Origin of the sequence: Arthrobacter sp. ok909, assembly GCF_900104405.1 — a bacterium.
GTDB lineage: Bacteria > Actinomycetota > Actinomycetes > Actinomycetales > Micrococcaceae > Arthrobacter > Arthrobacter humicola.
This window is the reverse complement of the sequence record NZ_FNJS01000013.1, coordinates 94,993-106,994: the sequence shown is the minus strand read 5'-3', so window position 1 is coordinate 106,994 and position 12,002 is coordinate 94,993. Positions and strand designations below refer to the sequence as shown.

General features: G+C 64.1%; 13 protein-coding genes. 11 read left to right on the top strand and 2 right to left on the bottom strand.

What is annotated here, in order from left to right; all coding sequences use genetic code 11:
* The first annotated feature begins 37 nt into the window (after positions 1–37).
* The 9 genes from BLR03_RS12495 (at position 38) to BLR03_RS12460 (ending at position 7,405) form a co-directional block, all read left to right on the top strand.
* Entirely contained in the window at positions 38–1,408 is a 1,371-nt protein-coding gene (locus BLR03_RS12495; protein ID WP_091252987.1) for an NAD-dependent succinate-semialdehyde dehydrogenase, read from the top strand.
* A 27-nt stretch (positions 1,409–1,435) separates the two neighbouring features.
* The gene (locus BLR03_RS12490) at positions 1,436–2,485 is read left to right on the top strand and encodes a 2,3-butanediol dehydrogenase (protein WP_091252985.1); all 1,050 of its coding nucleotides are present in this window, start codon (positions 1,436–1,438) and stop codon (positions 2,483–2,485) included.
* Between the two features lie 65 nt (positions 2,486–2,550).
* The gene (locus tag BLR03_RS12485) at positions 2,551–3,054 is read left to right on the top strand and encodes a MarR family winged helix-turn-helix transcriptional regulator (protein WP_091252983.1); all 504 of its coding nucleotides are present in this window, start codon (positions 2,551–2,553) and stop codon (positions 3,052–3,054) included.
* Positions 3,051–4,034, top strand: a complete 984-nt coding sequence (locus BLR03_RS12480; RefSeq protein WP_254788449.1) for a zinc-binding alcohol dehydrogenase family protein — start codon at positions 3,051–3,053, stop codon at positions 4,032–4,034. Before BLR03_RS12485 ends, BLR03_RS12480 begins: the two co-directional genes overlap by 4 nt.
* A gap of 85 nt (positions 4,035–4,119) precedes the next feature.
* On the top strand, positions 4,120–5,436 hold the full coding sequence (locus BLR03_RS12475) for an MFS transporter (protein ID WP_091252982.1): 1,317 nt from the start codon (positions 4,120–4,122) through the stop codon (positions 5,434–5,436).
* 140 nt (positions 5,437–5,576) lie between these two features.
* Positions 5,577–5,951, top strand: coding sequence for a hypothetical protein (locus tag BLR03_RS24730; RefSeq protein ID WP_217639780.1), 375 nt, complete (start codon positions 5,577–5,579; stop codon positions 5,949–5,951).
* A gap of 2 nt (positions 5,952–5,953) precedes the next feature.
* Entirely contained in the window at positions 5,954–6,085 is a 132-nt protein-coding gene (locus BLR03_RS25215) for a hypothetical protein (RefSeq protein WP_302846588.1), read from the top strand.
* Between the two features lie 88 nt (positions 6,086–6,173).
* On the top strand, positions 6,174–6,782 hold the full coding sequence (locus tag BLR03_RS12465) for a cysteine hydrolase family protein (protein WP_091252980.1): 609 nt from the start codon (positions 6,174–6,176) through the stop codon (positions 6,780–6,782).
* Positions 6,779–7,405, top strand: a complete 627-nt coding sequence (locus BLR03_RS12460) for an alpha/beta hydrolase (protein WP_091252979.1) — start codon at positions 6,779–6,781, stop codon at positions 7,403–7,405. Before BLR03_RS12465 ends, BLR03_RS12460 begins: the two co-directional genes overlap by 4 nt.
* Positions 7,406–7,735: 330 nt before the next feature.
* Here BLR03_RS12460 and BLR03_RS12455 read toward each other — a convergent pair whose 3' ends face one another.
* The gene (locus tag BLR03_RS12455) at positions 7,736–8,836 is read right to left on the bottom strand and encodes an NAD(P)-dependent alcohol dehydrogenase (protein WP_091252977.1); all 1,101 of its coding nucleotides are present in this window, start codon (positions 8,834–8,836) and stop codon (positions 7,736–7,738) included.
* A gap of 459 nt (positions 8,837–9,295) precedes the next feature.
* Between BLR03_RS12455 and BLR03_RS12445 the strand changes: the two genes are divergently transcribed.
* The gene (locus BLR03_RS12445) at positions 9,296–9,886 is read left to right on the top strand and encodes a TetR/AcrR family transcriptional regulator (protein WP_175460522.1); all 591 of its coding nucleotides are present in this window, start codon (positions 9,296–9,298) and stop codon (positions 9,884–9,886) included.
* Between the two features lie 237 nt (positions 9,887–10,123).
* Complete coding sequence (locus BLR03_RS12440; RefSeq protein WP_091253031.1) at positions 10,124–10,765, top strand: NADPH-dependent F420 reductase; 642 nt, start codon at positions 10,124–10,126, stop codon at positions 10,763–10,765.
* 122 nt (positions 10,766–10,887) lie between these two features.
* On the opposite strand, the gene BLR03_RS12435 is transcribed toward BLR03_RS12440, so the two are convergent.
* The gene (locus BLR03_RS12435) at positions 10,888–11,994 is read right to left on the bottom strand and encodes an NAD(P)-dependent alcohol dehydrogenase (RefSeq protein ID WP_254788448.1); all 1,107 of its coding nucleotides are present in this window, start codon (positions 11,992–11,994) and stop codon (positions 10,888–10,890) included.
* Positions 11,995–12,002 lie beyond the last annotated feature (8 nt).

Genomic DNA, 12,002 nt, shown 5'->3' with positions numbered 1-12,002 from the left:
CGTCCCGGGCTGCCTACATCATGATAAGAGAATTTCAATGAAGAAATATGCAACGGTCGACCCCACTAGTGGCGAGGTGGTGGAGGAGTTTGACAGCATGTCCTCCTCCGAGGTGACCACGTCCTTGATCCGCTCTCACACTGCTTACCAGTCGTGGCACACGAAGGATCTTGCCGAGCGCTGCGCCCTCCTGCAGCGCATAGCCGACCTCCACAGGCAGCACTCCGTAGACCTTGCCAAGCTGATGACCCTTGAAATGGGCAAACCTATCGCCCAGGCCAAGGCTGAAGTTGAGCTCTCCGCCGCTATCTACGAGTATTACGCCACATCAGGCGAAAAGCTGCTCGCTGACGAAGAACTCGTGATCGCCGGCGCCGGACGGGCGTTGGTACGCACAGCTCCCATCGGCCCGCTCCTCGGCATCATGCCGTGGAACTTCCCCTACTACCAGATGGCCCGCTTCGTCGCACCCAACCTGCTGCTGGGCAACACCGTCCTGCTCAAGCATGCAAGCAACTGTCCGCAGCAAGCTCTGCGAATTGCCGAGATCATTGACGCGGCCGGGGCACCGGAAGGTGTCTACCAGAACCTGTTCGCAACCTCTGCACAGGTCGCGGACATCATCGCGAGCCCCAAACTGCAAGGCGTATCTCTCACCGGGTCAGAGCGTGCCGGCAGTATCATCGGTGCACTTGCCGGACAATATCTGAAGAAGTGCGTGCTGGAGCTCGGTGGCTCCGACCCGTTCCTCGTGCTTCCGGCGGCCGACATCGACAAGGCCGCCGGCGCGGCAGCGGCGGGCCGGTTCGGGAATGCAGGCCAAGCCTGTACGTCTTCAAAAAGGCTCATCATCGATGCTTCTAACTGGGACAAATTCCTTGAAGCATTCACGGCCAAGGCCTCGGAATGGCAAACCGGAGACCCCATGAGCGAAGACACCCGCCTCGGTCCTATGGCCTCCGCGCAGGCCCGGGCGGAACTCGCCGAACAAGTTGACGACGCGGTATCCAAGGGAGCGACAGTCCATCTTGGCGGGGTTGTTCCGGAGGGCCGAGGCGCCTATTACCCGGCGACAGTCCTCTCCGGCGTGACACCGGAGATGCGCGCGTATCGCGAAGAGCTTTTCGGGCCCGTAGCAATCCTCCACCGCGTCGAGTCTGTGGATGAGGCAATCGACCTGGCCAATGACTCTCCATACGGGCTGGGCAGCGCGGTGTTTACGGACGACGACAGGGAGGCCGCGTACGTTGCTGACCGCCTGGAAGTCGGCATGGTGGGGGTCAACACCACGATCAAGAGCGCCCCCGACCTGCCCTTCGGCGGAGTCAAGAGCTCCGGGTTCGGGCGTGAGCTCGGCAAATTCGGGCTCAACGAGTTCGCGAACAAGAAACTTATCCGCATCATCTGAGGCTAGACACAACATTTGGGAGGCGCCATGCGCGCAGCGGTCTACTACGGCAAGAACAAACTTGAGATACAGGACGTTCAGGAACCTTCTCCCGGCGAAGGTCAAGTGAAGATTAAGGTCAGCCGCAACGGGATCTGCGGTACCGACCTTCACGAGTACTACGATGGCCCGATCTTCATTCCGCCGACCGATCCGCACCCCCTCACGGGCCGATGCCTGCCCCTGACCCTGGGCCATGAATTCTCCGGCGTGGTGACGGAAGTCGGCAAGAACGTCACCGATGTCCGCGAGGGCGACAGAGTCACGGTGGAGCCCATTTACCGCTGCGGGGAGTGCCGCCCCTGTAAGACCGGGCACTACAACCTGTGCAACGTGATCGGATTCCACGGCCTGATGGCGGACGGCGGAATGGCAGAATACACAGTCGTGCCGAGCAACCAGGTGCACAAACTCCCCGACAACGTCTCGCTCGAACTGGGTGCGCTGGTGGAGCCGATGTCCGTCGCCTATCACGCCGCGACCATGGGCGAAGTCAATGACCAGAGCCGCGCCCTGATCTACGGCGCGGGGCCGATCGGAATCGGCCTGTGGTTCGCCCTCCGCGGCATGGGCCTGTCCGAAATCGACGTGGTCGAACCGTCCGAAACACGCCGCAAGTCAATCGAGGCACTCGGCGCACGGACGCTGGATCCGACGAGCCAGGACGTGACCGCACTCATCGCCGACCGGACCAACGGCGACGGTGTAGACGCGGCCTTCGACGCCGCCGGGGTTGCACCTGCCGTCCAATCAGCCCTCGAATGCCTCGGCGAACGCCGTCCGCTGGTCAGCGTGGCGATCTATGAAAAGCCCCTCCCGACGCCGCTCATCAACCTCGTGCTGCGGGAGCGGCGCATCCAGGGGACCATCTGCTACACCGGAGCCGACTATTCGGCGGTGATCGACCTCATGGCCAAAGGCCACTACAAGACCACGGGATGGGTTGAGGACATCCCCCTCAGCGGGGTGGTCCAGGAAGGGTTCGAGAAGCTCCGGGCCGGCCAGAAGATGAAACTGCTGGTCGACCCCTCGAGCTGATCACCCCACCAAGAGTGGAATCCAAGGAAGTATCTTCCATGGAATCTAACTGCTAATCTTGGTCCATGGACACCAGAACTGACCAGACTGACTTCTATCCGCTCTTCAGCACGCTGACCCGGCTTGAAACGGAACTGTGGGACGCGGTTGACGCCCGCCTGCGCCAGGAATGCGGCCTCCCCCTCGGCAGGTATGAAGCGATGGTGGTGCTTGCATCCCTTGGCGCGTGCCGGGTGTTCGATATTGCTGCGGCGCTGTCCATTACGGTGGGCGGCGCCAGCAAGCTCATTGACCGGGTTGAGGCGGCGGGCTACTGCTCGCGGAAGATGAACCCGGGCGACCGGCGCTCCTCCCTTCTGGAACTCTCGGCGGAGGGGACCTCGGTGGTTGAGCAGGGCCGCCACGTGGTCGAGGACGAACTTGCCCGCTGGTTCGCCCCGGCCCTGACCAGGCAGGAGGCAGGCACGCTGCTGGACCTCCTGTCACGGGTCCGCAGCACACCCCGGCCTTCGCCGGAGTCCGCGGCGCTAAAACCCACGGCGCTGAACTCCCGGAAGGCCGTGCAGTGAGCGGCGGCACCATGCGGGCCGTTGTGCTGGACGGGCCGGGGCCGGCCGAGGCACTGGTCATTCGCGACAGGCCCATCCCCGTGCCTCGGGCCGGCCAGGTGCTCATCCGGGTCCGGGCCTTCGGGCTCAACCGCTCGGAACTGCATACACGCCTGGGCCTGGCCGAGGGCGTCACGTTTCCGCGCGTGCCCGGAATCGAAGCGGTCGGAGAAGTGGCGGACTCCCCCGGCAGCGAATTCCGCGCCGGACAAAAAGTCGCCACCCTGATGGGCGGCATGGGCCGCACCTTCGACGGCGGCTACGCCGAGTACACCTGCGTGCCGGCCCGGCAGGTCATACCGTTCGACTCAGACCTGCCCTGGTCCGTTATCGGCGCCATCCCGGAGATGCTTCAGACCGCCCACGGCTCCCTCACCATCGGCCTCGACATCCGGCCCGGCCAAAGCCTGCTCATTCGCGGCGGCACCTCCTCCGTCGGCATGGCCGCCGCAATCCTTGCCAAACGCCGCGGGCTCACCGTCCTGGCCTCAACCCGCACCGAGGCCAAGCAAGAAGCGCTTCTCGCGATCGGCGTCGACCATGTCGTGATCGACGACGGCGATCTCGCCGCCGCCGTGCGCCGCATCATTCCCGACGGCGTGGACGCCGCCCTAGAGCTCGTCGGCACCCCGACGCTGCGCGACACGTTGCGGACCACCCGGATCCACGGCGTCGTCTGCTTTACCGGCATGCTCTCAAACCAGTGGACCGTCCCCGATTTCTACCCCATCGACTACATTCCGCGGGGCGTCCGGCTCACCTCCTACACTGGCGGAGCCGCCGACCTTCCCGGCAGCGTGCTTCAGGAATTCCTGCAGGCAGTCAGCGACGGCACCGCAGTGGTCCCCATCGGCAAGGTCTACACATTGGATGACATCGTCCGGGCCCACACCGACATGGAGGAAAGCCGCGCCAGCGGCAAACTCGTCGTCACCACCTAAGCGTCACCACCTGTAGAACCCGACCCGGCACGGCTCAACCTCATGGGCCGGCCTCTGCCTTGCCTCCAAACCAGGAGTTGAACCCATGCCCCTCTTCGCTGCCCTCCCCCGCCCACCGCGCCAGGCAGAACGCCAGGCAGGCGGCACCGCCCCCGGCGATTCCCTGCCGCGGACCTCGATCGCCGTCGCAGCCCTTTCCACCATCGTGGAATGGTACGACTTCACCCTGTACCTCTTCATGGCCACCATCCTGTCCCGGGTCATTTTCGGCGGCGGCGCGGAATCCCTGCTGGCCACGCTCGCGGTGTTCGCCGTGTCCTACCTCTTGCGGCCTGTAGGCGCGCTGGTCTTCGGACGCTTCGGGGACCGCTTCGGCCGACGGCCCGTACTGCTGGCGAGCATGGCCGTCATGGCTGCGGCCATGTTCGCCACCACCCTGCTCCCCACGCACGCACAAGCGGGCGCCACGGCCTGGGCTGCCTTCCTCGCCCTGCGATGCCTGATGGCCTTCTCCGTCGGCGGGGAATACTCCGCCATCAGCACCTACCTCTACGAAGGTGCCCGGCCCGGACGCCGCGGCCTGATCGCCTCGCTGGCCTCGATGGCCAGCGAAATCGGAGCACTGCTCGCCGTTGCGGTCTCCGCCATCACCACCACGATGCTGGACCACGCGGCCCTGGACAACTGGGGATGGCGCATCCCCTTCGCCTTCGGCACCTTCCTGGCACTGGCAACGCTTGCGGCCAGGAGCACGCTGCGCGAAACCCCCGTCTTTGCCGGACAGCCGACCGGCAGGACGCACCGGCCCCTGCGGTTCACCCTCCGCACCCAGCGCGCCGGACTCTACAGAACCTTCGCCATTTCCGCCCTGGCGTCCATTGCCTACTACGTCGGCATCATCTACGTCCCAACCTTCCTCACCTCGGTCTCCGGCTTCCCGGAAGGCAGCTCCTTGTGGCTGTCCACCGTCGCTTCAGTCACCGTGATCGCGGTAACGCCGTTCGCGGGCGCGCTCTCGGACAGGATTGGGCGACGGACCACGCTGCTCGTGCTGTGCGCCGCTGCCATCGCTTTGCCGGTCTTCATGTTCGCCCTCATGACGGCCGGTTCAGTCACCGCGGCACTGTCCGGCGCCGTCGTCCTTGCCTGCATCGCCGGCGGCATCACCGCCGTCGGCGCCTCCGCCGCCGCAGAACAGTTCGCCCCCGCTGGCAGGCTCACCGGACTCGCCCTGGGCGCGACGGCAGCCACAGCCGTTTTTGGTGGTATCGCGCCCTACGCCGCGGAGTTCCTGACCCACGCAACAGAATGGAGCCTGATGCCCGGTGCCCTTGTGGCCGCCGTCGCGCTGGCCACTCTGCCGGTCCTGGCCCGGATGCCGGAAACGGCGGTGCGAGGATGACGCCGGCAACATCCACGACATATGATCTTGCCGTCCTCCCGGAAGGGTCGACGCTGCACTCCGTCACCGCAACACCCGCAGAGGCGTCAGGAAGAACGGCACTGCGTGTTGAACTAACCGATGCGGTCACGCTTCAGGGGGTGCCCCACATCGACTACGTCGACATGCCAACATTCGTGGCGCTTCCCGCGGCTTTTAACAACGGCACCATCGAGGTGGATATTCTCAGCCGCCTCAACGGCAAAGGCCCCTCCGACGCCCGGGCCTTTGCCGGCATCGCCTACCGCATCGCCGGCGATCTTGAGCGTTTTGAAGCCGTGTACGTCCGCCCGCTGAACGGCTCGAAGGCCAGTCCGCCATCCCCGCGCGACCAGCGCGCCGTTCAATACTTCGCCTACCCCGAGTGGAAATATGAGCGGCTTCGCGAGAAGTATCCCGACGGTCGTTACGAGGCCGGCGCCGACATCGGCCCCGACGAATGGATCCACCAAAGATCGACGTCAACACTCAAGTAAAGGTGACGGTCAACGGAACTGAAACCCTGACAATCGCCGAGACCAAGGGTAAGCAGGCCGCCGGCAATATCGGTCTCTTCGTGGATATCGGCACCGAAGCTTTCTTCTCCAACCTCGTCCTCACTCCGCACTGAGCACTCCCCCGCCATGAGGGGAATAGAAACATCCATGACTTAGTTGAAAGTTAAAGCAATTATTCGAAGACCCCAATCAGGAGACTCCATGCAGACCGCCCCACTCGACCTCACCAAGACCGCCCTAGTGCTGGTGGACCTTCAGAACGACAACGTGCATTCGGACGGCGCATTCGCCTCGTCAGGCTCCGCCGGCCATGCTGTTGAGCAGGAACTGGTGCCGCACGTGAAGCAGTTGCTCGACTGGGCGCGCCGCCAGTCGATGCCTATCATTCACAATCGCATTGTTTTCTACCCCGGGGGTGACTTCGGCGGCAGCAACGCCCCCATCTTCCGGATGATTGGACCCGAGTCGCTCAAGCTCGGCTCATGGGGCGCCGACGCACTGGAAGGGCTGGAGGCTGTCGAGGGAGAACCGGTTCTCCTGAGGAATCGAATGAGCGGCTTCAACGGCACCGGCCTCGATCTGCTGCTGCGGAACCTGGGCGTTACCACGGTGGTGGTGGCAGGGGTCTGGACCAACATGGCCGTGGAACACACGCTCCGGGACGCGGCCGATCACGGCTACCGGCCCATCATCGTTACGGATGCGACATCGAGCATCAATGCCGACTGGCACGGCGCCGCGCTGACTTACGCCCTGACCAACATCGCCGAGTTCACGACGACGGACGAACTGACGGGCGCCGACGCGTGAACCACCTCCCGGCTCCCCTTGTCCAGTGGCACTCCACCGATGATCCCACGCAACCGCTCGTAGTCCTGCTCCACGGCCGAGGCTCCCGCGAAACGGAGATCATCGGACTGGCAGACTACCTCCCCGCCGCTGCAAGCTACGCGGCCGTCCGGGCCCCCATCGCCGAAGGCCGGGGGTTCGCCTGGTTCGCTAACCGCGGTATCGGCCGCCCGTTGCCGGATTCCCTTGCTCAGAACATGGCCTGGTTCAGGGAGTGGCTGGAAGGCGTCGCCCCGGTCGGGCGGCCAGTGATACTCATCGGATTCAGTGGTGGTGCCGCCTTCGCCGGAGGACTCATCCTGGACGACCCTGAACGCTTTGCGGGTGCGGCAATTCTTTATGGGACGCTGCCATTCGATGCAGGAGTTCCCACCTCTTCGGACCGGCTGCAGGGCGTCCCGATGTTCGTCGCCCAGGGGGACGCCGACACGGTCATTCCTGCGGAACTGCTGGATGCCACGTGGCGCTATCTCGGCGCGGAGTCCGGCGCCGAGACCACGGCCGTCCGCTCCGCCGGCGGACACAGCCTTGATGGCGGCACTGCCGCGGCCCTGGCCGAGTGGGTTACGGGGCGGCTGGGCTGACCCCATTTGACCCGCGGTGTCTCCGGTCCGCAACCCTTCAGGCCCGCGACGGGCGGTGCTTCAACCGCCGCCGCCGCGGGCCTGCCGCCGCCTGCCCTGCAGGGCCACCGCCCAATGCTGCAGCCGACGTCTATGCCTGCCGCCGGCGCCTGCGCGGCGGCCGGGTGATCCGGGCCGGCCGACAGCGGGTCGACGTCGGCTGACTTCGCGGCTTTGTTCGAAGACATGCGTTACCGCTGGGGACAGTAGCAAGCACCCGGCAGGCCGGCGGTCAGGTGATCCCAAGAAGGGAAATCCATGGGGCCCTGGAGACCACCGGCCTTGCACCTGTCAGAAAACGATGACCGGTTTGATCGTCTTCCCGCTCTTGGAGTCTTCAAAGCCCTGGTTGATGTCGCCAAGGGCATAGTCACTGACGAGTTTTTCGAAGGGGAACCTGCCGTCCTTCCAGAGCTGGATCAGCCGGGGGATGAAGACCTGCGGCACCGAGCTGCCCTGGACCACGGTCTTGAACGTCCAGCCCTTCACAAGGGACGCGCCGATCTCGAAGCTGACCTCCGTGCCAGGTTTGGCCGCACCAACGAGGGCGAGTGTGCCGCGCACGCCCAAGGCATCGGCCGCCTGGCGAAGGAGCGAGGGCAGACCCGTGGTGTCCACGACGTAGTCAACGCCTGCATCAGCCGTGATTTCACGAAGCCGCCCCGCGACGTCTTCGGTCTTTGAATTGATCACGTGTGTAGCGCCGAGCTCTTGGGCGAGTTCCAACCGTGAGTCGTGGATGTCAACGGCGACGATAGTGGCACAGTCCGCGATGCGCGCAGCCATGACTGCGGCGCAGCCGACGGCGCCGGTGCCGAAGACAACCAGCGAGGACCCGATTTCCGGCTTAAGTTCATTGAGGACGGTTCCCGCCCCTGTGTTGATGCCGCAGCCCAGGGGGCCAAGGTGCTCGAGCGGGACGTCCTTGTCGACACGGACAACCGACTCCTCGACGACATTTGCGTAGGTCGCGAAGGATGACTGGCCGAAGAAGTGGGATGAGATGGCCTCTCCGTCCTTGCTTAGCGAGGTTTGGCCGTCCAGACGTCGCCCGCCGAAGTCCGCCGCCATAAGGTTTTCGCAATACGCCATCTGGCCGTTCCGGCAACGCTTGCAGTGACCGCAGTACGCGGCAGCGAGGACAACATGGTCGCCAGGCGCCACAGAGACGACCGAGTCGCCGACCGCTTCGACAACACCGGCCCCCTCGTGACCGAGGACGGCAGGCAGGGGTGTCGGATAAACCCCGTCGCGGACGAGCACGTCTGTGTGGCAGATCCCGGTTGCAACCATGCGGACCCTGACTTCATTGGGCCTCAGGGCATCCAGTTCAAGCTGTTCGATTGTGAACGGTGTGTTGTGCTCGCGCGCAACAGCGGCAGTTATCTGCATGGCAGACTCCTCATCATCGTGGCCGGGATGATCCTGCACCCCGGCGTGGGTTGCGAACCCGCGAATTGCGTTTCGCACTGTGCCGCGCCTGAGTGCGCGTCGCAGCTTGGCCCAGCTTCGTCTGGAGCAGGAGAAAGCGGGGAACAGCGAAGTAGACGGCAATGGGAACGACCACAAGTGTGAGCGTGAAAGCGCGCAGGACCGGAGGCCACTCCGGCGCCAATGCGGCCAAAATACTCATCCCTACTGCGGCCAGCGGAAAGATCGCCACCCAAGTGATAGCAGCCCTTACATGGACGGATGCCATACCGACGGTTCGGTGATGATGCGCATCCGTTTCATCGGCCGCTAGCGCTTTGCCTTCGTGTTCCACTCAATCTCCAAACGTCTGGTTGGAATTGATGCTACTGCCCGGCGTTTCGTAAAAGCAAACGAACGGTTGGAGATATGATGGGACCCATGGCCTGGGACACTGACGCGACGCAGAAGAAGATCCTCGATGCCGCAATCACCGAGTTCTCCGAACGGGGCTTCTCCGGTGCGCGCATCCACCAGATTTCGCAGATCTCGGGGTGCAACCGGGAGAGGATTTACTTCTACTTTGGCGGCAAGGCCGGACTCTTCGAAGCGGCACTGACCCGCGAACTCGTCACCGCCCTGGATGACCTCCCGATCGTCGGCTCGGGTCCTGTTGCGATCGGAGATTTCGCGGGGCGGTACTTTGATTTTTCCAGGAGCCGCCCCAGTCTCGCACGCCTCACCTTCTGGGAGGGGCTTGAGCAGGGGCATCCGGTAGGAGCCGAGACCCGCGCACTCCGCTCGGCAAACAAGGTGACCGAACTCCGGGATGCCCTTCCGGCATTGAGCGAGCCGGCGGCGGAGGATCTCCTGTTGACCATTGTCACGCTGTGCCACGCCTGGGTCTCGAGCCCGAATGTCCCCCTCGTAATCACCGGGACGCCGGACGGAGAACGCAGGCGCGCGGCCATCATGCGCACCAGCGAACTGCTCGCTCAAGATGCCATGGATGCGGCCCGGCGCCCGTCATAAGCGCCAGCCCGGCCTCCGCATCTACTAATCCCCGCACCAAAGCCCGGGGAGAACTCACTTGACCATGCCCGCCCGTCGCGTGGCCGTTAAAAGCAAATATCAAATTCTGTTCAGAAAAATACTTGACGCTTCAACTTTCACGGCCTATATTTAGTTGTAGCTTCAATCATCACTCCCCCGAGAGAACAGACTCTGATGAACACCCTCCTGGCCCGCATATTCGGAAAGAAGACTCCCATGACGAACCTCACCATCATCGGCAACGGCAACATGGCCCGCGGCATCGCAACCCGCGCCCTGGCCGGCGGCCTGACCGTCGAAATCCTCGGACAGGACGCCACCAGGGCCAAGGAGCTGGCCGCCGAACTGGGCACCGGCGTCACCTTCGGCACCACCGCCGACGCCCCCCAGGGCGCCATCGTGGTCCTGGCCGTCCCCTTCGACGCCGCCAAGTCCGTGGTCAGCACGTACGGCGAGGCCCTGACCGGCAAGACCATCGTGGACATCACCAACCCGGTAAACTTCGAGACCTTCGATTCCCTGGTCGTTGAACCCGGCACCTCCGCCGCCGAAGAAATCGCACACCTTGCCCCCGCCGGCGCCAACGTCGTCAAGGCGTTCAACACCACCTTCGCCGGCACCCTGGTCGCCGGCGAGTCCGGCGGACAGCCGCTGGACGTCTTCATCGCCGGCGACAACGCCGACGCCACCGCAGCGGTCAGCAGCCTGGTCAGCGCCGGCGGCATGCGCCCCCTCGTCGTCGGACCGCTCAAGCGTTCCCGGGAACTCGAAGGCTTCCAGTTCGTCCTCATGACCATGCAGGCCAACCCGGAGTTCGCCGACTTCAACTGGGACACCGGACTTCAGGTCACCAAATAACCCGGACACCGATAGGCATCAAAAACCAAACATAAGAGGACGACGGCGGGAAGCATCCCGCCGTCGTCCTCTTCCGTATGCAGTAATGAGCGCCAAGGCGTCACATGGAGACCAGGTGCTGGCTAGTAAACGATGACGGGCTTGATGACGGTGCCGTTGGCGGAGTCTTCGAAGCCTTGGTTGATCTCCCCCAGGCTGTAGTTGCGCATCAGCTTGTCCATGGGGAACCGACCTTCCTTCCACAACTGGATGAGCTTGGGAATGAATACCTGGGGTACGGAGCTTCCCTGAATCACGGTTTTGAACGTCCATCCCTTAACCAGTGAAAGTCCGATCTCGAAGGAGACCTCCGTTCCGGGAGCGGCAGCGCCGACCAGCGCCAGGGTGCCCCTGAGGGCGAGAGCATCGGCCGCTTTGCGGAGCAACTCGGGCCGGGCTGTGGTGTCGACTACGTAGTCGGCGCCGCGTCCGTCCGTCAAACGGAGGATTTCTTCCGTCAGGTCACCGTTCTTTGTGTTGATGACGTCCGTCGCTCCAAGTTCCTTTGCGAGGTCGAGCCGGGACGTGTGGATGTCGACGGCGATGATGCGGGCGCACCCTGCGATCGCGCCTGCCATGATGGCCCCGGAACCTACAGCGCCGGTACCGATAACCACGAGCGTGCTGTTCAGGGCGGGCTTGAGTTCGTTGAGGACCGCACCGGCTCCCGTCTGGATGCCGCACCCGAGCGGCGCAACGACCTCGAGGGAGACGTCGGGATCGACCCGGACGACGCTTTCCTCGACGACGTTGGCGTACGTTGCGAATGACGACTGGCCGAAGAAGTGGGAGGAAATCACTTCCCCGTCTTTGCTCAGCGCAGTGGTTCCGTCAGGCCTCCGCCCGCCGAAGTCCGCAGCGAAGAGGTTCTCGCAATAGGCCATCTGCCCGGACCGGCAGCGGTCGCACTTGCCGCAATAGGCGGCCGCCAGCAGTACGTGGTCACCAGGCTGTACCGTGGTGACTGAATCCCCGATCCGCTCCACTACTCCGGCGCCCTCGTGTCCGAGGACCGCGGGCAATGGTGTGGGATAGACCTGGTCACGGACGATGGCATCGGTGTGACACACGCCCGAGGCCACCATTCTTACAAGTACTTCGTTCGGGCGCAGATCGTCCAGTTCAAGCTCTTCAATCGTGAGCGGTTGCCGCGGTTCCCTAGCTACCGCTGCGGTTACCTGCATTGTCATGTCTCTCC

Bases quoted from the DNA above. Each gene is read 5' to 3' on its own strand.
- BLR03_RS12465 (WP_091252980.1), top strand. From the start codon at position 6,174: ATGCAGACCGCCCCACTCGACCTCACCAAGACCGCCCTAGTGCTGGTG.
- BLR03_RS12440 (WP_091253031.1), top strand. From the start codon at position 10,124: ATGACGAACCTCACCATCATCGGCAACGGCAACATGGCCCGCGGCATC.
- BLR03_RS12475 (WP_091252982.1), top strand. From the start codon at position 4,120: ATGCCCCTCTTCGCTGCCCTCCCCCGCCCACCGCGCCAGGCAGAACGC.
- BLR03_RS12445 (WP_175460522.1), top strand. From the start codon at position 9,296: ATGGCCTGGGACACTGACGCGACGCAGAAGAAGATCCTCGATGCCGCA.
- BLR03_RS12495 (WP_091252987.1), top strand. From the start codon at position 38: ATGAAGAAATATGCAACGGTCGACCCCACTAGTGGCGAGGTGGTGGAG.
- BLR03_RS12490 (WP_091252985.1), top strand. From the start codon at position 1,436: ATGCGCGCAGCGGTCTACTACGGCAAGAACAAACTTGAGATACAGGAC.
- BLR03_RS12435 (WP_254788448.1), bottom strand. From the start codon at position 11,994: ATGACAATGCAGGTAACCGCAGCGGTAGCTAGGGAACCGCGGCAACCG.
- BLR03_RS12455 (WP_091252977.1), bottom strand. From the start codon at position 8,836: ATGCAGATAACTGCCGCTGTTGCGCGCGAGCACAACACACCGTTCACA.
- BLR03_RS12485 (WP_091252983.1), top strand. From the start codon at position 2,551: ATGGACACCAGAACTGACCAGACTGACTTCTATCCGCTCTTCAGCACG.